General features: G+C 59.4%; 24 protein-coding genes. 7 read left to right on the top strand and 17 right to left on the bottom strand.

The window, feature by feature from the left end; all coding sequences use genetic code 11:
• Nucleotides 1-79 precede the first annotated feature (79 nt).
• Nucleotides 80-268, top strand: coding sequence for a YfgG family protein (locus UR289_RS10355; protein ID WP_029739958.1), 189 nt, complete (start codon nt 80-82; stop codon nt 266-268).
• Here the strand turns inward: UR289_RS10355 and UR289_RS10350 are convergent.
• Nucleotides 265-1,155, bottom strand: a complete 891-nt coding sequence (locus UR289_RS10350) for a LysR family transcriptional regulator (RefSeq protein WP_320710000.1) — start codon at nt 1,153-1,155, stop codon at nt 265-267. The two genes, UR289_RS10355 and UR289_RS10350, sit on opposite strands and share 4 nt — an antisense overlap.
• A 97-nt stretch (nt 1,156-1,252) precedes the next feature.
• Here UR289_RS10350 and UR289_RS10345 point away from each other — a divergent pair, with 97 nt between their 5' ends.
• Genes UR289_RS10345 through UR289_RS10335 form a run of 3 tightly spaced genes read left to right on the top strand, consistent with a single transcriptional unit; the run spans nt 1,253 to nt 3,755 of the window.
• Nucleotides 1,253-2,482: an MFS transporter gene (locus UR289_RS10345; protein WP_320709999.1), complete on the top strand. Its 1,230-nt coding sequence runs from the start codon at nt 1,253-1,255 to the stop codon at nt 2,480-2,482.
• A gap of 50 nt (nt 2,483-2,532) precedes the next feature.
• Nucleotides 2,533-3,000 carry a DUF6130 family protein gene (locus UR289_RS10340; protein WP_087823092.1) on the top strand — a complete coding sequence of 156 codons (468 nt, stop codon included), beginning with the start codon at nt 2,533-2,535 and terminating at the stop codon, nt 2,998-3,000.
• Between the two features lie 11 nt (nt 3,001-3,011).
• Nucleotides 3,012-3,755: an alpha/beta hydrolase gene (locus UR289_RS10335; protein ID WP_320709996.1), complete on the top strand. Its 744-nt coding sequence runs from the start codon at nt 3,012-3,014 to the stop codon at nt 3,753-3,755.
• Nucleotides 3,756-3,765: 10 nt separating this feature from the next.
• Here UR289_RS10335 and UR289_RS10330 read toward each other — a convergent pair whose 3' ends face one another.
• Nucleotides 3,766-4,209 (bottom strand): winged helix-turn-helix transcriptional regulator, encoded by a 444-nt coding sequence (locus UR289_RS10330; protein ID WP_240608628.1) that lies wholly within the window; start codon nt 4,207-4,209, stop codon nt 3,766-3,768.
• A 115-nt stretch (nt 4,210-4,324) separates the two neighbouring features.
• On the opposite strand from UR289_RS10330, the gene UR289_RS10325 reads away from it, so the two are divergent.
• Entirely contained in the window at nt 4,325-5,539 is a 1,215-nt protein-coding gene (locus UR289_RS10325) for an MFS transporter (RefSeq protein WP_320709992.1), read from the top strand.
• Here UR289_RS10325 and iolB read toward each other — a convergent pair.
• The 10 genes from iolB to UR289_RS10275 all read right to left on the bottom strand — a co-directional run bounded on the left by iolB (nt 5,505) and on the right by UR289_RS10275 (nt 18,630).
• Nucleotides 5,505-6,329: a 5-deoxy-glucuronate isomerase gene (iolB, locus tag UR289_RS10320; RefSeq protein ID WP_214538603.1), complete on the bottom strand. Its 825-nt coding sequence runs from the start codon at nt 6,327-6,329 to the stop codon at nt 5,505-5,507. The genes UR289_RS10325 and iolB overlap by 35 nt on opposite strands.
• A 9-nt stretch (nt 6,330-6,338) precedes the next feature.
• Nucleotides 6,339-7,229, bottom strand: coding sequence for a myo-inosose-2 dehydratase (gene iolE / locus UR289_RS10315; RefSeq protein ID WP_320709989.1), 891 nt, complete (start codon nt 7,227-7,229; stop codon nt 6,339-6,341).
• Between the two features lie 11 nt (nt 7,230-7,240).
• Entirely contained in the window at nt 7,241-9,145 is a 1,905-nt protein-coding gene (locus UR289_RS10310; RefSeq protein WP_320709987.1) for a bifunctional 5-dehydro-2-deoxygluconokinase/5-dehydro-2-deoxyphosphogluconate aldolase, read from the bottom strand.
• Between the two features lie 12 nt (nt 9,146-9,157).
• The gene (locus UR289_RS10305) at nt 9,158-10,291 is read right to left on the bottom strand and encodes a Gfo/Idh/MocA family protein (RefSeq protein ID WP_047060731.1); all 1,134 of its coding nucleotides are present in this window, start codon (nt 10,289-10,291) and stop codon (nt 9,158-9,160) included.
• 8 nt (nt 10,292-10,299) lie between these two features.
• Nucleotides 10,300-11,328 (bottom strand): ABC transporter permease, encoded by a 1,029-nt coding sequence (locus UR289_RS10300; RefSeq protein ID WP_013098254.1) that lies wholly within the window; start codon nt 11,326-11,328, stop codon nt 10,300-10,302.
• Between the two features lie 11 nt (nt 11,329-11,339).
• Complete coding sequence (locus UR289_RS10295) at nt 11,340-12,887, bottom strand: sugar ABC transporter ATP-binding protein (protein ID WP_182931052.1); 1,548 nt, start codon at nt 12,885-12,887, stop codon at nt 11,340-11,342.
• Nucleotides 12,888-12,935: 48 nt separating this feature from the next.
• A complete protein-coding gene (locus tag UR289_RS10290) occupies nt 12,936-13,865 on the bottom strand; it encodes a substrate-binding domain-containing protein (RefSeq protein ID WP_320709985.1) in 930 nt (309 codons plus the stop codon).
• Between the two features lie 31 nt (nt 13,866-13,896).
• Nucleotides 13,897-14,883 (bottom strand): inositol 2-dehydrogenase, encoded by a 987-nt coding sequence (iolG, locus tag UR289_RS10285; RefSeq protein ID WP_038417345.1) that lies wholly within the window; start codon nt 14,881-14,883, stop codon nt 13,897-13,899.
• A 304-nt stretch (nt 14,884-15,187) separates the two neighbouring features.
• Nucleotides 15,188-17,113 (bottom strand): 3D-(3,5/4)-trihydroxycyclohexane-1,2-dione acylhydrolase (decyclizing), encoded by a 1,926-nt coding sequence (gene iolD / locus UR289_RS10280; RefSeq protein WP_320709984.1) that lies wholly within the window; start codon nt 17,111-17,113, stop codon nt 15,188-15,190.
• A gap of 11 nt (nt 17,114-17,124) precedes the next feature.
• Nucleotides 17,125-18,630 (bottom strand): CoA-acylating methylmalonate-semialdehyde dehydrogenase, encoded by a 1,506-nt coding sequence (locus UR289_RS10275; protein WP_023308791.1) that lies wholly within the window; start codon nt 18,628-18,630, stop codon nt 17,125-17,127.
• A 292-nt stretch (nt 18,631-18,922) separates the two neighbouring features.
• Here UR289_RS10275 and UR289_RS10270 point away from each other — a divergent pair, with 292 nt between their 5' ends.
• Nucleotides 18,923-19,756 (top strand): MurR/RpiR family transcriptional regulator, encoded by an 834-nt coding sequence (locus UR289_RS10270; RefSeq protein WP_023333015.1) that lies wholly within the window; start codon nt 18,923-18,925, stop codon nt 19,754-19,756.
• Nucleotides 19,757-19,797: 41 nt separating this feature from the next.
• Here UR289_RS10270 and UR289_RS10265 read toward each other — a convergent pair whose 3' ends face one another.
• The 4 genes from UR289_RS10265 to UR289_RS10255 all read right to left on the bottom strand — a co-directional run bounded on the left by UR289_RS10265 (nt 19,798) and on the right by UR289_RS10255 (nt 21,467).
• Nucleotides 19,798-20,109: a hypothetical protein gene (locus tag UR289_RS10265; protein WP_045281143.1), complete on the bottom strand. Its 312-nt coding sequence runs from the start codon at nt 20,107-20,109 to the stop codon at nt 19,798-19,800.
• 341 nt (nt 20,110-20,450) lie between these two features.
• Nucleotides 20,451-20,672, bottom strand: coding sequence for a membrane protein insertion efficiency factor YidD (gene yidD / locus UR289_RS21870; protein ID WP_072051685.1), 222 nt, complete (start codon nt 20,670-20,672; stop codon nt 20,451-20,453).
• A 2-nt stretch (nt 20,673-20,674) separates the two neighbouring features.
• Complete coding sequence (locus UR289_RS10260) at nt 20,675-20,908, bottom strand: hypothetical protein (RefSeq protein WP_045260197.1); 234 nt, start codon at nt 20,906-20,908, stop codon at nt 20,675-20,677.
• Nucleotides 20,909-21,029: 121 nt separating this feature from the next.
• Complete coding sequence (locus UR289_RS10255) at nt 21,030-21,467, bottom strand: hypothetical protein (RefSeq protein WP_080328432.1); 438 nt, start codon at nt 21,465-21,467, stop codon at nt 21,030-21,032.
• 260 nt (nt 21,468-21,727) lie between these two features.
• On the opposite strand from UR289_RS10255, the gene UR289_RS10250 reads away from it, so the two are divergent.
• Entirely contained in the window at nt 21,728-22,729 is a 1,002-nt protein-coding gene (locus tag UR289_RS10250; protein ID WP_320709981.1) for a hypothetical protein, read from the top strand.
• A gap of 224 nt (nt 22,730-22,953) precedes the next feature.
• Here UR289_RS10250 and guaA read toward each other — a convergent pair whose 3' ends face one another.
• A complete protein-coding gene (gene guaA / locus UR289_RS10245) occupies nt 22,954-24,531 on the bottom strand; it encodes a glutamine-hydrolyzing GMP synthase (RefSeq protein WP_006811514.1) in 1,578 nt (525 codons plus the stop codon).
• Between the last annotated feature and the right edge of the window lies 1 nt (nt 24,532).

Raw genomic sequence — 24,532 nt, 5'->3', positions numbered from 1 at the left:
ACACAGCAGAATTGACCCCGCCTTCCCGCTGTGCCTTAATATCCTTGTCGCCCAAAAGGGCTTATCCAGGAAAAACAGAGTGAGTCAGGTCACGCGTATGCGCAAACGACATCAATTTAATACCCGAATGACCCGCATCATACTGCTCATCAGCTTCCTGTTTTTCTTTGGCCGCTTCGTTTACTCTTCAATTGGCGCCTGGTACCACCATCAGGACAAAACCCAGTCGCAGCAATCCAGCCTGACCGTCGACACCGCCGATCGCTAAACAGCCGCAGGATGTTGCACGAGCCGAATAATGGCCGCGATCCCTTTGCTGAGGATTTTATCCTGCCGCATTACGATCGCCAGCTGCCGCTGCAGCATGGGCGTAAGCGACATCACACATAGCCCTTCGCGATCGGCATCCTGTTCGACCGCCATTCGCGGCACAATACTGTAGCCCAGACCCGCACGAACCATGCGTTTGATCGCCTCGATGCTGCCAAGCTGCATCACCGGTGCGATCGCTAATCCATTCGCCGCAAACCAGCCATCGATCAGCGCCCGGGTACCGCTGCCTGATTCAAAGGCAATCAGCGGCTGAGCGTGCAGCGCCTCCGGGGTAAAACCCCTGAAAGCATCCTGCTGCTCCCGCGACGCGATAAAAACAAACTCTTCGTCCATTACCGGCATGACGTCCAGCGCTCTGCCGCTCACCGGCAGCGTCACCAGCCCCATATCGAGCCGGTTCTCTTCGATGGCCCTGACGATGTCGAGGGTGTTGCCCGTCGTCACCCCCACGCTCAGGAGCGGATAGTCTCGACGCAGCTTCTCCAGCAGCGGCGGCAGAAGATGGATGCAGGCCGTTGCCCCCGTGCCAAGCGTAATGGTGCCGCTCACATCGTGGCTGAATGCGCTCACGGACCGGATGGCGTCATCCACCGCCAGCTGAATACGCTCCCCATGCGCCAGCAACGCCTGCCCGGCAGCCGTAGCCTTAATCCCTCGCCCGGTACGCTCCACCAGCCGCGTTTGCAGAAACTGCTCCAGCTGACGTATTTGCAGGCTGACGGCGGGCTGGGAAATACCCAGCGCATCCGCTGCCGCTGAAAAGCTGCCGCGCTGGATCACCAGACGGAAGGTGGCGAGATAGCCCAGATTAAGCGTTGTCATTCAAAGTTTCTCTTATACCGCGCATAAGGTTGCTGCCCTGCCAGCACAATAGCGCGCGAGTTATGCTCAGGACAACTGCATAACGGAATGAAAAACAATGGAAACACCCGCCCTGCCACGCCGCCTCGCCCTCACGGCGGGATGTAATCAGCTTATCAACTGGGGGATCTCGTTTTATATGCCCGGCACCTTTGCAATGGCGATTTCAGCCGACCGGGGATGGTCATCACCGCAGATTTACCTCGGCCTGACGCTGGCGATGCTGGTGATGGCGGCGGTTTCCCCGTTTGTCGCCCGCCTGCTGGCACGCTTTGGCGGTCAGAAAGTGGTGATGAGCGGCACGTTGCTGATCGCCGCAAGCTGCGCAGGGATGGCGTATACCCAGACGCTTTTTGGCTGGTACTGCGGCTGGCTGATCGGCGGCGTAGGGATGCGCCTGTCGCTGTACGACGCGCTGTTCGCCGCGCTGGTAAACCTCTACGGGCAGCAGGCGCGAAGAACAATCTCACGCGTCACGCTGGCGGGCGGGCTGGCCTCCGCCGTTTTCTGGCCGCTGGGCGATGCTCTGCTTCAGGTCATGAGCTGGCAGGAGGCGCTGCGCGTCTACGCGCTCTTCGGCCTGCTGAGCGCGATGCTGATTCGAACGCTTCCCCGGCAGCGGCTGACGGTGACGACAAAGGTTACCGCGCCGCCTCTTAACAACGAGCGGCGTAACGGCTGGCTTTATGCCGCCTTCATTGCCCTCATCACCTTTGTCTCTAACGGCACGTCCACCCATCTGCCGGAGTTTATTGCCCACTTCGGCCTGCCGGTCGCCATCGGGATGCTGTGGGGAGTCGGCCAGACGGGTGCCCGCTCGCTTGAAGTGCTGGCGGGTGCCCGCTTAACCCCCTTCAAACTGACGCTTTTTACCGCGCTCGCCATGCCGCTCTGCTTTCTACTGGGGATGAGCAGCGCCCTGTTTATGTGGTGTGCGGCCGGGTTCGTGCTGGGCTACGGCGCCATCAACGGGCTGGTCACCATCGTGAAAGCCACCCTGCCGCTGGAGCTGTTTAGCCCCGAAAGCTATGCCCGCCGCACCGGCATGCTGCTTATCCCCGGCCAGCTGATGGCGGCAGCCTCACCGTTTGCCTATGCGTGGCTGAATAAAACGCTGGGGATCGCAGGTGCAATGTGGGTATCAACGGGGCTGACGCTGGTGATTGCCGGGCTGGCGATAGCGATTGTGCGTCGTCCAGGCAGGCAAACTGTATCGCACTGTATCCAGAGCGCCACGCTGACAAACGGGTACAAAACGCCGCCTCCGGCAAATATCTCCGATACATAAAAATGGTTTTCTTTCCCTGTCGTCATTCACAACCGATAAGGAGAGAACCCATGATTCGTCGCTATGCACTTTTCCCCCTGCTAGTCCTGGCATCTGTAGCCCATGCCCGGACCATGCCGCTGGAAAACCTGAGCGCCGAGGACGTTAACGGCCCCGCCGCCGTTGCGCCGCTGGCGCAGCCGCAGCCGCCCGCAAAGCTGATAGTCGATCCGCCGCTTGCCGGGCCGCTGAGCAAAGGCGCGGTGTTTATCCAGTACCGTGCCGAAAACCTGCGCATCGAGCCGGTATTCGGCCCCGAGGCGCTCAAGGTCACGCCGCGCATCGGGCACATTCACGTGGTGGTGGATGACGCGCCGTGGCACTGGGCTGACGCCAGCGGAGAGCCGGTGATCCTTGTAGGGCTACCCGCCGGTAAACACAAGGTGACGATTATTCTGGCCGACCCGACGCACAAGCCGCTCGACCACAAAACCGTTGAATTCACCGTCCCGCCCCACGCGGCGGTCCACCATTTTTAAGGAGTCAGAAGATGAAAGCACTGTCTGTAATGACGGCAGGCCTGCTAGCAGTTTCCGCCAGCGCCTTTGCGCAGAGTAAAACCAGCGTCGTGCTGGTGCACGGCGCGTTTGCCGACGGCAGCAGCTGGAATAAGGTGATTACCCTGTTGCAGAAGCAGCACGCCGAGGTCATTGCCGTCCAGCTCCCGCTCACGTCGCTTAAGGATGACGTTGCGGCCACGCGGCGGGCCATCGCCCGCGCCGAGGGTGACGTGGTGCTGGTGGGCCACTCCTGGGGCGGCACCGTGATTAGCGAGGCGGGCAACGATGCGCGGGTAAAATCGCTGGTGTACGTGGCGGCGTTCGCGCCGGATTCCGGCCAGTCGACGGCGGATCTGGCAGGAAGCTATCCTGCCCCGCCGGGCAGCGCGGGCATTGCTAAAACGGCGGACGGCTATTTATACCTGCCGACAGGAGCCGTCAGAAAGGACTTCGCGCCTGACGTGAAGCCAGACATTCAAAACACCATTGCAGCCACGCAGGGGCCAATTAAGGCCGAGGCGTTTGGTGAAAAGGTCGCCCACGCGGCGTGGCATAATAAACCGAGCTGGTATGTGGTCAGCAAGAATGACCGAATGATCAACCCCGATCTTGAACGGGCGATGGCGAAGACGATCCATGCGAAAACCGCCGAGGTGGCGGCAAGCCACGTGTCGATGGTCAGCCAGCCGCAAATCGTTGCCCGGACGATTGAGCAGGCGATAAGCGGTAATTAACCGGAGTGACTCATTCGATCTTCTGCACTTCCGTATCCACCGGCAGCAGCGCAGTGCCGTCATGCGCTGCTGGCGCCATAAAGGGAACCGGCCTGCCCGTCCGCCTGTCGACCAGCAGCGAGTGACGCTCGCCCTGCGCAAACAGATTTTGCTCTCCCCACTGACGCAGCGCCACGATCACGGGGAAAAGACGTTCGCCTTTGTCGGTCAGAACATATTCCTGATAAGCCGTGCCGTCCGATGCCCCCTGTAACGTCAGGATGTCCGCCTCAACCAGCTTGCGAAGCCGGTCAGAAAGGATGTTGCGCGCCACCCCAAGGCTGCGCTGAAAATCCCCGAAGCGCGTCATGCCGTCAAACGCATTACGCACAATGAGAAGCGACCAGCGATCCCCGAGCAGGTCAACGCTGCGGGCAACGGGACAATATTCCTCTTTTACCGTATTTCGGGACATCACCTGTTTTCCTCGCAAAGGCCACCCTATAACTAGTTGCATTTTAAAACTGCATAGCCTAGCATTCAACCAGTTTCTTTTTAAAACCAGGTTATCACAGGCGAGGATTTTGAATATGTCACTGACGTCAGCCCTTCCTTCAGCCGACATGCCGCGCAGCATGGTCTGGCTGTTCGCCACCGCCAGCGGCCTAAGCGTGGCAAACGTCTATTACGCCCAGCCTTTGCTTGACGCGCTGGCGAACGATTTCGGCATCAGCCATGCGGCCGTGGGGAGCGTGGTGACCGCGACACAAATTGGCTGCGCGCTGGCTCTTTTGCTCGTCGTTCCTCTGGGTGACAAAGTGGATCGTCGACGACTCATGGCAGTACAGCTGATTGCTCTGGTGGTGGCGCTGGTTTCCGTCAGCATGGCACAGTCCTCTTCAGCGCTGCTTATCGGTATGCTTGCGACAGGTATGTTGGGCACGGCCATGACGCAGGGGCTGATCGCCTACGCCGCCAGCGCCGCGTCGCCCCATGAACAGGGACGCGTTGTCGGCGCGGCACAGGGCGGCGTGTTCACAGGTTTGCTGCTCGCTCGCGTCTTTGCCGGTGGCATCAGCGATATCGCGGGCTGGCGCGGGGTTTATCTTTGTGCTGCCGCGCTGATGCTCATGATTGCGTTACCTCTGTGGTGGCGACTCCCCGCCCTGCCAGCCGTCACTGCCACGATGAGCTATCCGCGGCTGATTGGCTCAATGCTCACGCTGCTGCGGCAGGAAAAAGTGCTGCAGATACGCGGCGTGCTGGCGCTGCTGATGTTTGCATCGTTTAACATTTTCTGGAGCGCGCTGGTGCTGCCGCTGAGCGCACCGCCGTTTAACTTTTCGCATACAGCGATTGGCGCGTTTGGACTGGCTGGCGCGGTGGGCGCGCTGGCTGCTGGCCGGGCAGGACGCTGGGCCGATCGGGGATATGCCCAACGCACCAGCGCGGCGGCGCTGAGTATCTTACTGTTAGCCTGGTGGCCCTTGTCGCTGATGGACCGTTCAATCGGGATTTTGCTTATCGGCATCATACTGCTCGATTTGGGTGGTCAGGCGCTGCACGTCACTAATCAGAGCATGATTTTCCGCACCCGTCCCGAGGCGCACAGCCGGCTGGTCGGGCTTTACATGCTGTTTTATGCCGTCGGCAGCGGGCTCGGCGCGCTCGGCACAACGATGACGTATGCCTGTGCCGGCTGGCCGGGCGTCTGCCTGCTTGGCGCCTCGGTCAGCCTGCTGGCGCTGGTGTTCTGGTGGCTAACCCGCGCTAGACACCGCTGTCCGCGGGATAATCCCGATTAATCCACGCGTGGTCCTCTTCCCAGGTGAACATCCATTTGCGCACCGGGCCGGCCATCACGTTGAGGTAGTAGCTGTCATACCCGGCCATTGTCGCGACCGGGTGGTAGCCCTTCGGCACCATCACCACGTCACGGTCATAGACCGCCATACACTCATCCAGCGTTCTGTCATCGGTGTAGACGCGCTGCATGCAGAACCCCTGCTCCGGGTTGAGGCGATGGTAGTAGGTCTCCTCCAGATAGGTCTCCTGCGGCGGGTTATCCGTGTCGTGCTTGTGGCTCGGGTACGAGCTGGTGCAGCCTTCATTGGTCCACACCTCCACCACCAGCAGGCTGTCGGCGGGCCTGTCTTCCGGCAAAATGTTATGCACGTAGCGCTGGTTGCGACCTTTGCCGCGCGCTTCACCGTCGATATCCTGCGGCGCAATCAGCCGCGTCGGATACGTGCCTTTGCCCGGCGCGGCGCAGACCGCCAGCTCCAGCGTCGTCAGCGCCTTTACCTGCACCGTCTCCTGCGGGGTGACGTACACCGCCCACGGCTTAATGCGCTCGAAGGGGCTCATCCGCTCGCCGATATCGTTAAACTGCGCGGAAGGCGTGCTGATGGAGGCCCGCCCGGCGACCAGCACCAGGCAGCGCTCTTCGCTGACGGCGGGCAGCGTCAGCGTCTGCCCCTCCTGCAGCTCATACGCCTCAAAGCCGACGTAGCCCCACCCTGCGCTTTCCGGTGTAACACACTGGGTGCGCCCCTCCGCGTTCGGCTGTTGCCAGCGTGATAACAGACGTGACATGTTCCCTCCTCAAATCAGTCCGGCGTCGCGCGCCAGGCGGCTCAGGTTGTTATACCCCAGACGGGCGTAGGTCAGCGGATGGGCAATCGCCGGATCCTGCTCGGCCTCGACCACCAGCCAGCCGTGATAATCCTGCGCCTTCAGCAGCCGCATAATAGGTGGGTAATCGACGCAGCCGTCGCCCGGCACGGTAAACACGCCGCTCAGCACCGCATCGAGGAAGCTGGTTTTGCGGTTTTTGACGTCCGCCAGCACGTCGGCGCGCACGTCTTTGCAGTGAACGTGATTGATGCGCGACGCCCAGCGCTGCGCCACCGCCAGCGGATCGGCCCCGGCAAAGGTGAGATGGCCGGTATCCAGCAGCAGTCCGACCGCCTCCCCGGTGTGAGTCATCAGGTTGTCCAAGTCTTCGGAAGACTCAATCACCGTGCCCATATGGTGATGGTAGGCAATCTGCACGCCCTGCTGCTGCGTATAGCGGGCAAATTCGGTGAGCTTCTCGCCGTACTCCTTCCAGCGCTCCTGCGGGAAGCGCGGGCGCAGATGCACCGGGGTCTGCTGCTCGCCGTGAATGCAGCCGCTCACTTCCGCAAACACCAGCACCTTCGCCCCCAGCTCGCGCAGCAGCGTCAGGTGCGGCTGCACGGCGGCGATCTCCTCCTCCACGCTGCGCTCCAGCAGGCGGCCAGAGTACCAGCCTGAGACCAGCTGCAGGTCGTGACGCTGCAGGATGGGGCCAAGCAGGCGCGCTTCGCGCGGGAATTTATTGCCCAGCTCGAAGCCGGCAAAACCGGCCTCTTTACCTTCGCTCAGACAGGTTTCCAGCGAGGTTTCCGCGCCGAGAGAAGGCAGATCGTCGTTCGTCCACGTCAGCGGGTTAATGCCTAATTGCACACTCATTGTCGTCTCCATTATGCGTGTCCGCGCTCGCGCCACCAGGCGATAAGCTGCAGGTAGTTGTCCCGGATGCGCGCCACCAGCTGCGCATCGTCAATATCGTGCTTCAGCCACGCGCGGGAGGCATCGCCAAACAGCGTGCGCCCCACGGCGAAGCCTTTCACTACCGTCTGCCCCGCTGCGGCTTTGAAGTCGGCGCGCAGCTGTTCCGCCGGGGCGTCCAGGCCGAGGATCACCACCCCGCGGCAGTGCGGGTCCCGGCGTTCGATAATCTCGCTCAGCGCCGTCCAGCCGTCGGCGGAGAGCGGCGGCAGCTTCCACCAGTCCGGGTAAATGCCGAGGTTGTAGAAGCGGGAGATGGCGCGCAGGTAGAGCTCGTCGCTGCGCGGCATGGTCGCAGGCAGGATCACCTCCAGCAGCAGCTCGTGCCCGGAACGGCAGCAGGCGTGGTACACCTCGGCGATTTTCTGCTCCTGCTCCAGGCGCAGGCCGTGGGCATCTTCCGGGTGGAAGAAGACCAGGCACTTCACCACGTGCTCCTGCGGCCAGCTGATAAGCTGGGTGCCGATGTTGCCGTGCTCCATCTCCAGCGGCCGGGATCCCGGCAGCTCAATGGGACGACCAATCCACCACCCTTCCCCAGTGATCGCGTTCAGCGCGTCCTGACCAAAGGTGCCGTCGCACAGAAGACCGGCTTTGCCCTCCAGCCCGGCGCGGCTCGCCGCCTCGCGGCTGGCCTGCAGGATCAGCTGCTTCAGCGCCGGAATGCGCTTAAGCGACGCGCCGCACTGCATCGCCATATCCTCAAGCTGGCTGCGGTGGTCGAAGGCCATCACACACAGCTCCGGCCATTCGCGGCGGCGGGTGGTCACCCGGTGGAGATGGTTAAGACGCGGGTCGAGATCCGGGCGCGGCACGTTCGCGGCGCGGGAAAGATAGTCATCCAGCTCGATTTTGCTCGGCATCGCCGGGGCGCAGCCGTGGCGCGAAACCACCAGCGCGCCGCAGGCGTTGGCGTACCGGCACGCCTGCTCCCAGCCTTCGTCGTTCAGGTAGCCGCGCAGCAGGCCGGACATAAACGCATCCCCCGCCCCGAGGACGTTCAGCACCTCCACGCGCACGCCGGTCACCGTCAGGCCGTCGTCCAGCCGGGGCGGAATGGCGTCGGTATAGACCGAGCAGCCGTGCGCGCCGCGTTTGCAGACCAGCGCAGCGTCACTGACCGCACGCACCTGCCCCAGAGCCTGGAGGGTATCCGTGCTGCCGCCCGCAATGTGAAACTCCTCTTCGGTGCCGACAATGACGTCGAAGAGGTGCAGCACCTCATGCAGCTCGCGGGTGACCTTCTCGGCGGCGATAAAACGCGTTTCGCCGTCGCCTAAGGCGGTGAGCCCCCACAGCACCGGACGATAGTCGATGTCCAGCACCGTGCGCACGCCGTGACGGCGGGCATAGCCCAGCGCCGTCAGCACCGCCTCGCGGGTCTGCGGATGAGAAAGGTGAGTCCCGGTGATGGCAAGACAACGTGCGGAGGCAATGTAGCTTTCGTCCACATCGCTGGCGGTAATCGCCATATCCGCGCAGTTATCGCGATAAAAAATCAGTGGAAAGGTGTCCCGGTCTTTAATGCCGAGGAGCACCAGCGCCGTGAGGCGTTGTTTATCGGTAATCAGATGGCTGGTATCGCAGCCCACCTGGTTGAGCTCTTCCCGCAGGAAGCGGCCCATATGTTCATCGCCGACGCGCGCCAGCATCGACGAACGTAAACCCTGACGCGCGGTGCCATACGCCACGTTGCCCGACGACCCGCCGAGGTATTTGGCGAAGCTCGATACATCCTCCAGACGCGCACCAATCTGCTGGCTGTAGAGGTCTACCGCCACGCGGCCCATGCATATCACATCAAACTGCTTTTCCACGTTGATACCTCATCAGACAATGTCGTTCACGTTCAGCCAGCGGCCTTCCCGGTGCGAGAGCGCAATCGCGTCCAGCACGCGCGACACCTTCCAGCCCTCTTCGAAGTCCGGCCACATCGGCGCATCGGCGGCAATCCCGTCCACCAGGTCGCGCACCTCCACCGTTTTTTGATCGTTAAAGCCAATCCCGTGTCCCGCGCCCATGCAGAACGCGGCGTAGTCCGGGTGCGCCGGGCCGACGAGCAGCGTGCGGAACCCCTGGCGGTTCACCGGATCGTCATGCAGATAGAGCTTCAGCTCGGCCATGCGCTCCTGGGTGAAGCTGATGGCGCCTTTCGTTCCGGTGATGACGTACGACAGCCCCATCTTGCGTCCGCAGGCAACGCGGGAGGTTTCAATCACGCCCTGCGCCCCGCCCGCGAAACGCACCATCGCGTGGGCCTGATCCTCGTTTTCAACGGCAATCATCTCAGACGATCCGGCCTTCGCCGGTCGCGCCGGGACCACGATCTTCAGGTCGCCGCAGACCTGCTCGATATCCCCCACCAGGTACTGAGCCATGTTGACGATATGCGCCGCGAGGTCGCCCAGCGCCCCCAGCCCGGCGGTCTCTTTGAAGCAGTGCCAGTGAATGGGCGAGAGCGGGTCGGCCATATAGTCTTCGTTGTGGGTGCCGTAGAAGTGGATCACCTCGCCAATCTCGCCTCGCGCGATAATCTCCTTCGCCAGCTGCGCCGTCGGGTTTTTCATGTAGTTGAACCCCACCAGCGTTTTCACTCCTGCCCGCTGTGCAGCCTCAACCATTTCACGCGCGTCGTGGGCGTTCAGCGCCAGCGGCTTTTCCGAGTACACATGCTTGCCGTGGCGGATCGCCTCCAGCGCCATCTCCTTATGCAGATGGTTGGGGGAACAAATATCCACCACGTCAATGGCCGGGTCGGCCACCAGCGCCCGCCAGTCCCCGGTGGAGCGGTTGAAGCCAAACGCCTGCGCGCGCGCTGCCGCCAGCTCCGGCGTGACTTCCGCCACCATCTCGCGAACCAGCCTGCCGCGCAGGTTGAAGACCGTCGGGGCCTGGGCATAGGCAATGGCGTGCGCCTTGCCGATATACCCGGTGCCAATTAATCCAATACGAACCTCTTTCATCGTGATCCTCACAGTGCGCCGCGACGGCTTTTGGCATAGGTATCGAATGCCACCGCCAGAACGATAATTAATCCGGTGATAATCTGCTGGTAGTAGGCCGAGACGTTCATCAGCACCAGGCCGTTAATCAGAATGCCCATGATGATGGAGCCGATAATGGTGCCGCCGATGCGCCCGTAGCCGCCCATCAGCGAGGTGCCGCCGATCACCACCGAGGCGATGACGCGCAGCTCAAAGGAGATCCCGGCTACCGCCTCGGCGCTCCCCAGACGCGCGCTCAGGATGAAGCCCGCCAGCCCGGCCAGACAGCCGATCAGCACGTAGACGCTGACCAGCACGCGCTTGACGTTGACCCCCGCCAGCCGCGCCGCCTCCGGGTTGCCGCCGATGGCGTAGACGAAGCGTCCCCAGCGGGTTTTATGCAGCGCCAGATAGCCGCCGACGGCGACGATGGCGAAGATCCAGATAGGAATAGAGATGCCGAGCAGCTCCCCGCGTCCCCACCAGCGGTAGCCCTGATCGAAACCGGCGATCGGCGCGCCGTCGTTAATCACCAGCGTCAGGCCGCGCCAGATGGTCATCCCGCCGAGGGTGACGATGAACGGCGGCAGGCGCAGGCGGGTGACGCCCAGGCCGTGCAGGAAGCCAATCGCCGTGCCCATCGCCAGACAAATCCCCAGCCCAATCAGCCAGCTCATGCCGCCCCAGGCGTTCGGGTCGACGGTGGTGAAGTTGTCGCCCTTAATGACGTACGCCGCGGTCATGGCGCACACCGCGAGAATGGAGCCCACGGAGAGGTCGATCCCGGCGGTCAGAATGACGAAGGTCATCCCCACGGCCATGATCCCGTAGATGGACACTTCGGTCAGGATGTTGAAAATATTGCGTTCAGAGAAAAAGTTGCTGTTCTGCGACTGGAAGAAGATCAGCAGCAGGATCATGAAAATCAGCACCCCGAAGCGCTCGAAGAAGGCGATGGGATCGATGCGTCCGGCGCGTTTGACCGGGGCCTGCGTTTTAGAAATCATCTGCGTCATGAGAAACTCCGTTATGCCGCGTTCAGGGCGTTGTGGTTGATGGCCATCATCGTCATCAGCCGTTCTTCGTTAGCGTCGTCGCCGTGGATCTCGCCGGTCACCCGGCCTTCGCTGAGGGTGATGATCCGGTCAGACACCGCCATTACTTCAGGCAGATCGGAGGAGATCACGATCACCGCCACGCCCTTTTTCGCCATGTCAAACAGCACCTGGTGCACTTCCGATTTGGTCCCCACGTCGATGCCGCGCGTCGGCTCATCGACGATCAGCACCCGCGGGTTGAGCGCCATGCAGCGTGCGAGGATCACTTTTTGCTGGTTGCCGCCGGAGAGCTTGCGCACCTCCTGCGCGCTGTTGACCATTTTGATCTGCAGCGCCTTGCGGTAGGACTCAATCAGATCGTCCTCTTTTCGGGTGTTTACGAACCAGCGCCACTGCAGCAGCGAGGAGAGGCTGGAGAGCGACAGGTTGTCGCGAATCGACAGCCCCAGCACCGCCCCCTCTTTTTTGCGGTCTTCCGGCACCAGCGCCACGCCCTGATCGAGGGCATACAGCGGGTCGCGCGGCTGGTACGGCACGCCGTCCAGCTCAAAGCTCCCGGAGGTAAAGGCGTCTGCGCCAAACAGACAGCGCGCCACCTCGGTACGTCCCGCGCCCACCAGCCCGGCAATGCCCAGAACTTCCCCGGCGTGGACGTGGAAGCTGATGTCGTGCAAGGCGATGCCGTGCGGATCCAGCGGCGGCTTTTCGCGGCTCAGCCCCTTCACCGCCAGGCGGACGGGTTTGTCTTCATGATGCGTTTCGCTGGCCGGACGGCGGTTAAAGGCCACGTCGCGCCCGACCATCAGGCGGATCAGCTGTTCGACATTGGTCTCCGCCACCGCGCCGGTGCCGGTAAAGCGGCCGTCCTGGAAAACGGTGAAGCGATCGCAGAGCTGGAAAACTTCGTGCAGACGGTGGGTAACGTAAATAATGCTCACGCCGCGGTTTTTAAGCTCCCGCACCACGCGGTGCAGGCTTTCCACCTCGCTGTCGCTCAGCGCGGCGGAAGGTTCGTCCATAATGATTAACCGGGCGTTGAGGGTCAGCGCCCGGGCGATCTCCACCATCTGCTGCTGGGCGACGCTCAGGCGGGCGACCGGCGTGGTCGGCGCAACGTTCAGCTGGAGGTAATCGAGAATGACCTGCGCCTCCTGGTTGACCGCCCTTTCGTCGACGATCAGGTTACGCCTGCGCGGCTCGCGTCCGAGAAACATGTTTTCCGCGACGGTCATGTTGGGCAGCAGGTTGAATTCCTGATAGATGGTGATAATGCCCTTGTTCTGGCGTTCCACCGGGGAGTCGTCCACCGGCAGCGTTTCGCCGTTGAACCAGATATCCCCGCGCGTTTGCGGCTGCGCGCCCGCGAGCGCCTTCAGCAGCGTGGATTTTCCCGCCCCGTTTTCCCCCAGCAGGGCGTGAATTTCGCCGCTGCCAACGGTCAGCTGAGCGCTGCTCAGCGCCCAGACGCCGGAAAAGCTTTTTGCCAGGTCGGTCACTTTCAGTAAGGGTTGCGACATCAGTCTGCTCCTCCTCATGATGAGCCGCCAGAGGCGGCTCGGGACATATTAGTTACCGGCCTCACCGATACGCTCAGCCTGCTGCAGGTTCTCTTTGGTGATCAGCGTCGGCGGGTAGTCGGCGCCGGTGATGGCTTTCTTCTCGCGCACGTTGGCCACCAGCTGGCTCATCGCCGTCTGCACCGCAAAGCCCGGGCGCTGATCCGCCGTTACCGCCAGCCAGCCGTCGCGCACGCGGGCCAGCGCTTCCGGCACCGCATCAAACCCGGTCACGAGGATTTCGCCCGGCTTCACGCCCTGGCTCTGCAGCGCTTCAATCGCGCCCAGCGCCATATCGTCGTTGGCGGAGAGGATCACCTGCGGACGTTTCGGCAGCGAAGGCAGAACGCTCTCAACAATGCGCATCCCTTCAGAACGCATCCAGTTGCCGGTCTGATCGGCGACGATCTTGTACTTATCCCCGCCCGCCTTCAGGCTGTCGCGGATCCCTTTGGTGCGTTCAATGTTGGAAGAGGAGCCCGGCTGACCGGTGAGGAGAATAATGTCCGCGCCGTCGGGGAATTTGGTTTTAACGAAGTCGCCAACCGCCTGGCCGCCCTTGTAGTTGTTGGCGCCGAAGTGCGGCACTTTCTTCTGGCTGTCGACGGAGCGGTCAAGGGTGACGATCGGCAGCTTCGCATCCTGAATTTCCTCCACCGCGCTGGAGACCGCGTTGACGTCGTTCGGGGAGACGATAAATCCCTGCGCCCCGCGGGTGATGGCGTTTTCCAGGTCAGCTACCTGCTTCGGCGAGCTGCCCTGCCCGTCCAGCACCTGAAGCTTCACGCCCATCTCTTTTGCGGCTTTCACCGCCGTGCGCTGCATGTGAACTTCAAACGGCATGGCCAGGTTTGGCGTACTGAAAACGATTTGCTCGTTTTCGGCGAGGGCGGCCCCGGACGTCATGGCGATGAGGGCGGCTACGATCAGTTTTTTCATTATTATGTCTCTCTGTGTAGGGTTGTTGTGTTTAGAGGACGATCTCGCGCTGGCTGCGCAGTGACTCCAGCGCTTTATCCGCAAGGTACAGCGCACGTTCACCATCATCGCCGCTGCAGTCAGGCACCGCTTCGCCGCGCAGGACCGCAACAAAGTGTTCCCATTCCGCGGCGTAAGCGGATTTGTAGCGCTGCAGGAAGAAGTGTTCCGGCAGCGCGCTGGTGCAGCCCTGTTTGCCGTAGTGCTGCACCTGGTTTTCCAGAATGTTGCCCGCGCACAGCAGCCCTTCGGAGCCGTGCAGCTCCAGGCGCTGGTCGTAGCCGTAAGATGAACGGCGGCTGTTGACGATGGTCGCCATCGCGCCGGAGGCATATTTCAGAACGATAAACGCGGTATCGATATCCCCCGCCTCGCCAATCGCCGGATCCACCAGGTTACTGCCCTGGGCATACACCGACACCGGCTCTTCGCCCATGATGAAGCGGGCCATGTCAAAGTCATGAATGGTCATATCGCGGAACATGCCGCCGGAGACGCGCACGTACTCCGCAGGCGGCGGAGACGGGTCGCGGGAGATGATGAGCAGCGATTCCGGTTTGCCGATGCGCCCGGCCTGCGCGTCGGTTTTCACGCGGCGAAACTGCGGGTCAAAGCGGCGGTTAAAGCCGATGAACAGCGGCACGTCGTACTCTTTGACCACCTTCAGGCAGTCGCGCACGCGGGCGAGGTCAAGGTGTACCGGCTTTTCGCAGAAGATGGCCTTGCCGTGGCGGGCGGCCATTTCAATCAGATCCGCGTGGGTGTCGGTGGCGGAGGCGATCAGCACGGCGTGAACGTTAGGGTCGGTCATCGCCTCGTTCAGGCTCTGCTGGCGGGCCTGATACTGCGCGGCGAGACGGGTGGCAAATTCCTGATTCGGGTCAACCACGGACCAGAGCGTGGTCGCGCCGTGGCTGGCGATGTTAGCTGCATGTACCTGGCCAATTCGGCCAGCGCCCAGTAAAGCAATGTTAAACATAACGGCTCCCGGTGTTGGTGAATGCTGTGAACTAACGACTCTATAAATAAAACATTTATTTCATTTTTATAAATAGTGAAAATTATGTTTTTGAGTGCGGGTTAACACTTTTGAGATGAATGAGATAAATTTTGTTATCAATCTCACAACATGAGTGAGCGTGCGGCAACCCCCCTCACCCCGGCCCTCTCCCTCCGGGAGAGGGAGTAAAAAACCGCACCGATCCGTCCCCTCTCCCTGTGGGAGAGGGTTAGGGTGAGGGGAAAACAAAAATGAAATGAAAATTTCGTTACGGCAGGAAAACTTAATACTGACGGGCTTTTTTCAACTGCGCCTGCGTTTGCTCAGCGGCTTCGCGCACGGCAGACGACGCCGCCACCTGCGCATCACCGGTTCGCCACCAGGAGGCGTAGTCGTGAGTCATGGTCTTCGGCAATACCTTGATGTCCAGCAGCGTCGGGCCGGGATGCGCCCGCGACGCCTCCAGCGCCGCCAGCAGGCTTTGCTCATCGTTCACCCGCCACGCGCGGCAGCCGTAGCTCTCCGCGTTTTGCGCAAAGTCGACCTTCACCAGCGGCCCGTCGAGACGCCCGGTTTCCGGGTTGCGGTGGCGGTTTTCGGTGCCAAAGCTGCCCATGCCGTGCCCCATCTGCAGGTTATTAATGCAGCCGAAGCTGGCGTTATCAAACAGCAGAACGGTGACCTTAATGCCCTCCTGAACGGCGGTTTGCAGCTCGGAGTGCAGCATCATGTAGGAGCCATCCCCCACCATGGCGTACACCGGCAGTTCGGGTCTGGCGAGCTTCGCGCCGATGGCCGCCGCAATCTCGTAGCCCATGCAGGAGTAGCCGTACTCCAGGTGATAGCTGTCCGGCGTTTTGACCTGCCAAAGGCGCTGTAAATCCCCTGGCAGCGAACCGGCCGCGCCCACCACGATGGCGTTATCTTCAACATGCTGGTTGATCAGCCCCAGCACCCGCGTCTGGGTCAGGCGGGTGTTGAGCGCCTCGCCGTATTCCGCCAGCTGCGCATCCAGGTGCCCCGCCACTTCGGGCGCATCGTCAGGACGCCACTGGCGATCCCACAGGCGGCGGCACTCGTCGCGCCAGGCGGCCTTCGCCTGAGCGATCGCCTCTCCCCAGCCACTGCGATAATCCCCGAGCGCGTGGGTCAATGCCTGGAGCCCGGTTTGGGCATCGGCAACCAGCGCGGTGGCGTCCAGCTTCAGGGCGTCAAACTCGGCCACGTTCAGCAGCAGAAACTCAACGTCCGGGTGGGAAAAGAGCGCCTTGGAGCCGGTAGTAAAGTCGGTCAGGCGCGTGCCGACGCCAATCACTAAATCGGCCTGCGGCGCGAGCTGGTTGGCAGCCATTCCCCCCGTCACCCCTATGCCGCCCAGGTTAAGTGGGTGGTCACTTACCAGCGATCCCTTTCCGGCCTGGGTTTCGGCAAACGGCAGCCGCAGCGTCTCGACAAATTCGCGAAACGCCTCATGCGCGCCGGAATAGCGCACGCCGCCGCCGCACACCACCAGCGGACGACGCTTGCGGGCGATCAGCGCCCGCGCCTGCGCCAGACGCTGCGGATCGGGCGGACGGCGCTCAATGTGGTGCACGCGACGCGCGAAGAAGCTCAGCGGGTAGTCCCAGGCCTCTCCCTGCACGTCCTGCGGCAGGCAGATGGTCACCGCGCCGGTATTGGCGGGGTCAGTAAGCGTTCGCATCGCGCTTAGCATGGCGCTCATCAGCTGCTCGGGACGGTTGATGCGGTCCCAGTAGCGGGAGACCGGACGGAAGCAGTCGTTGGTGCTGATGCTGAGATCGTGATACTGCTCGATCTGCTGCAGCACCGGATCCGGCTGGCGGCTGGCGTAGATATCGCCCGGCAACAGCAGGAGCGGGATGCGGTTCGCCGTAGCGGTGGCCGCCGCTGTGACCATATTGGCGGCGCCCGGCCCGACGGAGGAGGTGACGGCAAAAATGCGCTGACGGCGGTGCTGTTTGGCGAATCCCGTCGCCATATGGGCGATACCCTGCTCGTTGCAGCCCTGCATCACCTGCAGATGGCCCGGGTCCTGCTCCAGCGCCTGGCCGATACCGAGCACGTTGCCGTGCCCAAAGATGGTCGCCACGCCCTCCACGAAGGGCGTTTCGTTGCCGTCTACGCTGACGTACTGTTGATTAAGGAACCGGACCAGCGCCTGGGCCATGGTCATACGTTCGGTTTGCATAAAACCTCCTGTCAGCCCAGCGTCGGCATTGAGAACGCAGCGCCTGTCTCCTGCTGCATTTCCGGCCAGCGCGCGGTGATAGTTTTCATTCGGGTGTAGAAGCGCACGCCGTCGCTGCCGTGAACGTTGAGCGCGCCAAAGATGGAACGCTTCCAGCCGCCGAAGCTGTGGAACGCCATCGGCACCGGGATCGGCACGTTGACCCCCACCATGCCCGCCTGCACCTCTTCGCAGAAGCGGCGCGCGCAACCGCCGTCGCGGGTGAAGATCGCCGAACCATTACCATATTCATGGCGGTTAATCAGATCCACCGCGCTGGCGTAATCTGCTACGCGCACCACAGAAAGCACCGGGCCAAAAATCTCTTCTTTATAGATGGTCATCTCCGGAGTGACGTTATCGAACAGCGTCGGCCCGACGAAGTAGCCCTGCTCGTGGCCCTTCACGCTGAAGCCGCGACCGTCCACGCGAAGTTTCGCTCCCTGCGCTTCCCCGCTGTCGATGTAGCCCAGCACCTTGCTGCGGTGTGCGGAGGAGATGAGCGGCCCCATTTCGTTTTCCGGCGACTGGTCCAGGCCCGGCCCCACGCGCAGCGCGGCAATCTGTTTCTCCAGCCGGGCGCAGAGGTCATCGGCAGTTTTATCCCCCACCGCCAGCACCACCGAGAGCGCCATGCAGCGTTCGCCCGCCGCGCCGTAGGCCGCGCCCATGATGGCGTTGGTAGCCATCTCCATGTCGGCATCCGGCATGAGAATGCAGTGGTTTTTCGCGCCGCCCAGCGCCTGGCAGCGCTTTCCGTGGGCGGACGCGGTCTGGTAAATGTATTCCGCAATTGGCGTGGAGCCGACAAAGCTCACCGCCTGCACGCGTGGGTCTGTCAGGAGCACGTCAACGGACTCCTTATCGCCCTGCACCACGTTGAACACGCCGTCCGGCAGGCCGGCCTCTTTCAGCAGCTGCGCCAGCGCCAGCGCCAGAGAAGGATCTTTTTCCGACGGCTTCAGCACGAAGGTGTTGCCGGTCGCCAGCGCGATCGGGAACATCCACATCGGCACCATCGCCGGGAAGTTAAACGGGGTGATCCCGGCGCAGACGCCGAGCGGCTGCATCAGCGAGTGGCTGTCGACGCCGGTACCGACGTTCGCCGAGTGTTCACCCTTTTGCAGATGTGGGATGCCGCAGGCAAATTCTACTACTTCCAGGCCGCGGGTCAGTTCGCCCACCGCATCGGAGAAGACCTTGCCGTGCTCTTCGCTGATGATGCGGGCCAGTCGCTCCATGTTCTCTTCCAGCAGCGCCTTGAAGCGGAACATCACGCGCGCGCGCTTAAGCGGAGCATGGCGCGCCCACGCCGGAAACGCCTGCTGCGCGGCGGCAATCGCCTGCTCCGTTTCCTGCGCCGTACTCATCACCACCTGGCGGATCTGCTCGCCGGTGGCTGGGTTGAAGATCGCCTGAACGCGCTGGCCTGAACCGGTGACACATTCGCCGTGAATAAAATTCGCTACCGTCTCCATCCTTAACCTCTCGCTGTTGATACGTGACTGTTAACTGAACACTGTGTACTGAACACTATATATGAAACAAATATTCCATTTTAAGTTGAAATAAAATAAATGATGATTATTGTGATCAAGGATGGATTTTTATGTTAACAGCCAACAACACTGACGCAGCGTGCGCTATTAAGGGATTTCGGGCGAGGAAATGACTGAAGTTTCTGTTTCATTTTTGCTGCCAGATGGATGGCCGACATTTAAAAGACGCGGTTTTGCGTTTAGAATCATAAGACTGTATTTGGGGGATAAGATGACGACAGCAACCAGCCTGAACGAACTGCAGCAGCAAATCCGCGATCGCTACGATAGCCTGAGCAAGAGGCTGCAGCAGGTCTCCCGCTACGTGCTGGATAACACCAACAGCGTGGCCTTTGATACGGTTGCCGTCATTGCCGAGCGCGCCGACGTGCCGCCCTCGACGCTGATCCGCTTTGCCAACGCCTTTGACTTCACCGGCTTCAACGAAATGAAACAGCTGTTTCGCATGAACCTGGTGGAGGAGACCGCCAGCTACAGCGACCGCGCCCGGCTGTTCCGCGAGATGGAGAGCGAGGCAGTGCCGGAAACGCCGCTCGATATTCTGCAGGAGTTCGCCCGCTCGAACGCGCAGGCGCTGCAGCAGCTGGCCGCCCGCGCCGAGCCGGAAATGCTGGAGCGCGCGGTGCAGCTATTGGCCGACGCCGACACCATCTACATCGCCGGACTGCGCCGCTCCTTCAGCGTCGCGGCCTACCTCACCTACGCCCTGAGCCATCTGGAGTGCCGCCCTATCCTGCTCGACGGCATGGGCGGGATGCTGCGCGAGCAGATCAGCCGCATTAAGGCGCGCGACATTGTAGTGTCGATCAGCTTCTCGCCGTACGCGGAAGAGACGGTGATGGTCAGCGAAACCGCCGCCAGCGTCGGCGCGCGGCAGATCGTGATTACGGACAGCCAGATAAGCCCCCTGGCGACGTTCAGCGATCTCTGCTTTGTGGTGAAAGAGGCGCAGGTGGACGCGTTTCGCTCCCAGTCGGCAACGCTGTGCCTGGTGCAGTCGCTGGTTGTGGCGCTGGCGTATCGCCGGGATAATAGCGGAAAATAGTTCACGCCTCCGGCCCCGCCCGCCGGGCCGCCGCCTTTACGTTATTTTTTATATTCTTTTATTTTTGATAAATGTTCGAGCTTCTTTCGTTTCCACCATAAAGATAGCAATGAAGATGCCTCGTCATCAGTCTTATCCATAATGACTGGCTGATTGATAGACATGATGCTTAATGCCGAGGTAAACATAATCAATAAGCACACCGCAGCATTACCTTCATTATACCATGACCTTGTAAAGATCCCCGTGAGGTACAACCCGTAGCAACTACCAAGGAAAAGCATAGCATTAAGTAATAATGCAATAATTCGCCACTTTCCTAATAAATATAATTTAGCTTCAAAATATTCCATAGAGACTCCATGTTATTGGGGAACCAGATGCATCAGGCCACAATAATGTTTGGCTGAATTCTTATCTAGGAACTCTGCTCTACTTTACGCAGGAGGCGCAGGAAATGCATTCCTGTATCTAAATAACTTTGCATATTGCCTATCCACTTTAGCCCGGCTTTGTTGATTACCGGTGAATGCAATGGCAGCACTCATGAGGTAGATAAATCATCCGTCTAAGTAATCACCGCCAGCGCCATAAGGCTGCGGGAGAACTTATTTTATTCTTAATCGTTCTGGTACAGCATTATTCATTGTGACCAGAGCGTGACGCTTAGCAGGACATCCGAAAGCTAGCTCACTCAGTGACAACGGTGTGGTGGATAATCGATTCCACCGTTCGGCGGCCTGCAGCGCTGAAAACGCTTGAATGCAATTTTCCATCCCCGGCAGAAACCAAAGCGCTTGATGCTGACAAACGTATATTTTGAACATGAAGGATGATAGCGACAGCGCCGTCTGACGCTGTCTGGTGCATGTTTGCGGTAAAGCAGTATCAGCCAGAAGCTCAGACTACGCAGCACAGTTACACCTCTTTCCTGAAGGTAATAACATAGTACTGCATAAATTTGACCTTACTGCCGCCAAAACAGCCCGGTCGTTCTTCAATACCGATAGTATCAACTCGCTGAAATTCCCAGCCCTGCGCTGCCCACTCGTTGACCACGTCCTCAAGGTATTGCGCAGCAATACCGATTTTGTTGTCTTTAGCCCTGACTGAAATGTTGGGTGGAACCTGGACCATTTTGTACTGAAACATTAGATTAACCTTGTTGTTAACGGTGGCTGATTATTCGCTCTGCCAGGAATAGCGACAGAGGCGTTAAATGCCGCTGGACATTTATTATTTGCATAAGCTGGCTCTGTGCACAGTGATTGCTTTACTTAACTCTTCGCACATCTGCTGTAGTACCTTCAACCTGCATTTTGTAACCTGTTCCGCTATTGTAAATTAATGCCTCCGGTCTGTATGAATACTTGTATTCATAGTGGTAGGTGCATTGCTTCCACACCTGCCCGTTAGTGAGAGTGTAAACGGTTTCGCCTTCCCATCCTTTAAATTCGCCATCAATTCGTGATTGGATGACATCAGTGATTTGTCTGACGGGTACAACTTTGTCTTTCCCATCTATCTGCAGATAAAACCGCCCATTCGCTCGTAAGAGATTGACATCAGGTCGATAGGCATAATGATACCAGTACATGTATTGCGCCTGTATCCAGTATGTCCCGTCAACAAACCTGAATAAAACCTCGTCATCAAACCCTTCGAAATCACCATCGATTTTTGTTTTGCGTACAAGTTCATATGTGCTCATGGTCATTCTCCATTGGATATAACTTTTTCACTACTACAAGCTACTCCTTTATTTGTGGTGATATCAACCGCAAATAGGAGCATGGTCTAAATATTTCGGTAAAATATTCATGACACGAATATTTTATTTTTTAAACATATCTCTTGTGAATTTTTTATGATGGAATTCGAGGCGCGTCAAATAAATTCTGGTTAGTCCGTTACGATTATTACAAACCTGGCTTATATTGCTACCAGGCAGGGCTAACAGGAAACAGGGCGATGGGTTTAATTAGAAAACTACGCAGTATTTTAGGACATCAATCTGGCAAGAGAGAACCTTCATCTACGTATGAACGCAACACGGAACTGGAGGGTAAATGGCTTACCGTGGATCACCCTTACTTCTTCGGTCACGCAAATATTTCGCCGGATAAGCGCTGGGTAGTGGGCTGCGATGATTCGGATGGTGGCAGCCTTGGAGGCCACAGGATGAAGGGCAATGGCCGTGTCATTCTTGTCGATTACCCCTCTGACAGGATTGTGTATGAGCTAAAATGTTTTGCACGCCCTGTCGATGCCGCTGTTTCTGATTCCGGTAGTTTCATAGTCCACGATTGTGGTTTCGGTAGTGCACTTAGCGGGGATGTCATCGCTATCAACACCAACGGTGATGAAATCTACCGTCGGCATTACTGCGCCAATATCTTTAATATTGGTTTGTCCCAATGTGGCCGGTACGCAGCTGTCCAGACAGCAAATGCAGATAATAAAGACAGTAATATTTTGGAGGTTCTCGATCTTCAAAAAAGACAGCAAATGTTTACAGTTCGCCCCGTCGGGACCTGGGCAGATTGCTATTTATTCGATACAAACGCTGACGGAGAGTTATGCCAACTACGCGTCAATCTGCGTGATCTTGGATACTTCCGTTATTCCACCGCTGGTGAGTTCCTTGATGCTGAATCACTACAAATAGCCCAGTTGGACAAAGGTGATTACACCACAAAGATTATGGCCGCGCAGGAGTTGCTTAAGACGGATACCACCGAGGAAAGCGCCAGGAAAGCTCTGAGCGTCGCTGATACAGCTCTTACGCAGGGAGCCCGAGAACGATATGACTGGGGAGCGCTAGCTCACAGGATCAGAGGGGAGTCGTTTGAATCGCTTGGGCAGTTATCTGACGCTTTGGAAGCCTATGAACAGGCACTTGCAATGAATCCTAAAGTGGGTGTATTGCGCCGGGCAACCACTCTGCGTAAAAAACTTTCTGCAAAGAAATAAAACGCCCTCCTAATACGGTGCAAGTAAAATAAGTAAAGATGATGAGACGAAATGGCACGAAACCGTGATCATTTTAGCCAGCGCACAAAAACCGAACTGGCTCTTCGGGTCAGCTATCATTATTCAAAATGTAAATGTCCAACTATATGTACAAAAAAGCCCGCAGTTACGCGGGCTAAGAGTACTTTACTGTTTTTACGCGCTGGCTATTGCCAGTCGTTAAATCATTCCCACTCAATCGTAGCCGGTGGCTTACCGCTGATGTCATATACGACTCGCGATATCCCATTGACTTCATTGATTATTCTGTTAGACACGCGGCCTAAGAAGTCATACGGCAGGTGCGCCCAGTGCGCGGTCATGAAGTCGATGGTTTCCACCGCACGCAGGGAAACAACCCAGTCGTACTTACGGCCATCGCCCATCACGCCGACGGAGCGAACCGGCAGGAACACGGTGAACGCCTGGCTTACCTTGTTGTACAGGTCAGCTTTGTGCAGCTCTTCGATGAAGATCGCGTCCGCGCGACGCAGCAGGTCGCAGTACTCTTTCTTCACTTCGCCCAGCACGCGCACGCCCAGACCCGGACCCGGGAACGGGTGACGGTAGAGCATGTCGTACGGCAGACCCAGTTCCAGACCGATCTTACGCACTTCGTCTTTGAACAGCTCGCGCAGCGGTTCAACCAGGCCCATCTTCATCTCTTTCGGCAGGCCGCCCACGTTGTGGTGAGATTTGATGACGTGTGCTTTACCGGTTGCGGAGGCCGCAGACTCGATCACGTCAGGGTAGATGGTGCCCTGCGCCAGCCACTTCACGTCTTCCAGCTTCAGCGCCTCTTCGTCGAACACTTCCACGAACACGCGGCCGATGATTTTACGTTTGGCTTCCGGATCGTTCTCGCCTTTCAGCGCGTCCAGGAAGCGCTGCTCGCCTTCCACGTGAACGATGTTCAGACCGAAGTGGTCGCCGAACATGTCCATGACCTGCTGGGCTTCGTTCAGACGCAGCAGACCGTTGTCCACGAAGACGCAGGTCAGGTTTTTGCCGATGGCGCGGTGCAGCAGCATCGCGGTCACGGAGGAGTCCACGCCGCCGGAGAGGCCGAGGATCACTTTGTCATCGCCAACCTGCTGGCGGATACGCTCAACGGCGTCGTCGATGATTTTTGCCGGAGTCCACAGGGCTTCACACTGGCAGATGTCACGCACGAAGCGCTCCAGCATGCGCATACCCTGACGGGTGTGGGTCACTTCCGGGTGGAACTGCACGCCGTAGAAGCGTTTTTCTTCGTTCGCCATGATGGCAAACGGGCAGCTTTCGGTGCTGGCAACGGTCACGAAGTCAGACGGGATGGCGGTGACTTTGTCGCCGTGGCTCATCCACACGTCCAGCAGCGGTTTGCCGTCTGCGGTCAGGGAGTCTTCGATACCGCGCACCAGCGCGCTGTCGGTGACGACTTCTACCTGTGCGTAGCCAAACTCGCGCTCGTTAGAGCCTTCTACGTGGCCGCCCAGCTGCATTGCCATGGTCTGCATGCCGTAGCAAACGCCGAATACCGGCACGCCAGCTTCGAACACGTACTGCGGCGCGCGCGGGCTGTTCTCTTCAGTGGTACTTTCCGGGCCGCCGGACAGGATGATGCCGCTTGGATTGAATTCGCGAATCTGTGCTTCCGTGACATCCCACGCCCACAGCTCACAGTAAACGCCCAGTTCACGTACGCGACGCGCCACCAGCTGAGTGTACTGAGAACCGAAGTCCAGGATGAGAATGCGATGTTTATGAATGTTTTCCGTCATT

The organism is Enterobacter sp. 302C9 (assembly GCF_034106085.1).
In the GTDB taxonomy this organism is placed as follows: domain Bacteria; phylum Pseudomonadota; class Gammaproteobacteria; order Enterobacterales; family Enterobacteriaceae; genus Enterobacter; species Enterobacter asburiae_B.
Note: the sequence above shows the minus strand (reverse complement) of the source record. Positions and strands in the feature narration are given on the sequence as shown.

Excerpts from the sequence above, each read along its gene's own strand:
- UR289_RS10340 (WP_087823092.1), top strand. The coding sequence starts at position 2,533 with ATGATTCGTCGCTATGCACTTTTCCCCCTGCTAGTCCTGGCATCTGTA.
- iolD (WP_320709984.1), bottom strand. The coding sequence starts at position 17,113 with ATGCAAACCGAACGTATGACCATGGCCCAGGCGCTGGTCCGGTTCCTT.
- UR289_RS10330 (WP_240608628.1), bottom strand. The coding sequence starts at position 4,209 with ATGTCCCGAAATACGGTAAAAGAGGAATATTGTCCCGTTGCCCGCAGC.
- UR289_RS10290 (WP_320709985.1), bottom strand. The coding sequence starts at position 13,865 with ATGAAAAAACTGATCGTAGCCGCCCTCATCGCCATGACGTCCGGGGCC.
- UR289_RS10270 (WP_023333015.1), top strand. The coding sequence starts at position 18,923 with ATGACGACAGCAACCAGCCTGAACGAACTGCAGCAGCAAATCCGCGAT.
- iolB (WP_214538603.1), bottom strand. The coding sequence starts at position 6,329 with ATGTCACGTCTGTTATCACGCTGGCAACAGCCGAACGCGGAGGGGCGC.
- iolG (WP_038417345.1), bottom strand. The coding sequence starts at position 14,883 with ATGTTTAACATTGCTTTACTGGGCGCTGGCCGAATTGGCCAGGTACAT.
- UR289_RS10260 (WP_045260197.1), bottom strand. The coding sequence starts at position 20,908 with ATGTTTCAGTACAAAATGGTCCAGGTTCCACCCAACATTTCAGTCAGG.
- guaA (WP_006811514.1), bottom strand. The coding sequence starts at position 24,531 with ATGACGGAAAACATTCATAAACATCGCATTCTCATCCTGGACTTCGGT.
- UR289_RS10350 (WP_320710000.1), bottom strand. The coding sequence starts at position 1,155 with ATGACAACGCTTAATCTGGGCTATCTCGCCACCTTCCGTCTGGTGATC.
- UR289_RS10325 (WP_320709992.1), top strand. The coding sequence starts at position 4,325 with ATGTCACTGACGTCAGCCCTTCCTTCAGCCGACATGCCGCGCAGCATG.
- UR289_RS10345 (WP_320709999.1), top strand. The coding sequence starts at position 1,253 with ATGGAAACACCCGCCCTGCCACGCCGCCTCGCCCTCACGGCGGGATGT.
- UR289_RS10300 (WP_013098254.1), bottom strand. The coding sequence starts at position 11,328 with ATGACGCAGATGATTTCTAAAACGCAGGCCCCGGTCAAACGCGCCGGA.
- UR289_RS10295 (WP_182931052.1), bottom strand. The coding sequence starts at position 12,887 with ATGTCGCAACCCTTACTGAAAGTGACCGACCTGGCAAAAAGCTTTTCC.
- UR289_RS10275 (WP_023308791.1), bottom strand. The coding sequence starts at position 18,630 with ATGGAGACGGTAGCGAATTTTATTCACGGCGAATGTGTCACCGGTTCA.
- UR289_RS10305 (WP_047060731.1), bottom strand. The coding sequence starts at position 10,291 with ATGAAAGAGGTTCGTATTGGATTAATTGGCACCGGGTATATCGGCAAG.
- UR289_RS10250 (WP_320709981.1), top strand. The coding sequence starts at position 21,728 with ATGGGTTTAATTAGAAAACTACGCAGTATTTTAGGACATCAATCTGGC.
- UR289_RS10335 (WP_320709996.1), top strand. The coding sequence starts at position 3,012 with ATGAAAGCACTGTCTGTAATGACGGCAGGCCTGCTAGCAGTTTCCGCC.
- iolE (WP_320709989.1), bottom strand. The coding sequence starts at position 7,229 with ATGAGTGTGCAATTAGGCATTAACCCGCTGACGTGGACGAACGACGAT.
- UR289_RS10255 (WP_080328432.1), bottom strand. The coding sequence starts at position 21,467 with ATGAGCACATATGAACTTGTACGCAAAACAAAAATCGATGGTGATTTC.
- UR289_RS10265 (WP_045281143.1), bottom strand. The coding sequence starts at position 20,109 with ATGGAATATTTTGAAGCTAAATTATATTTATTAGGAAAGTGGCGAATT.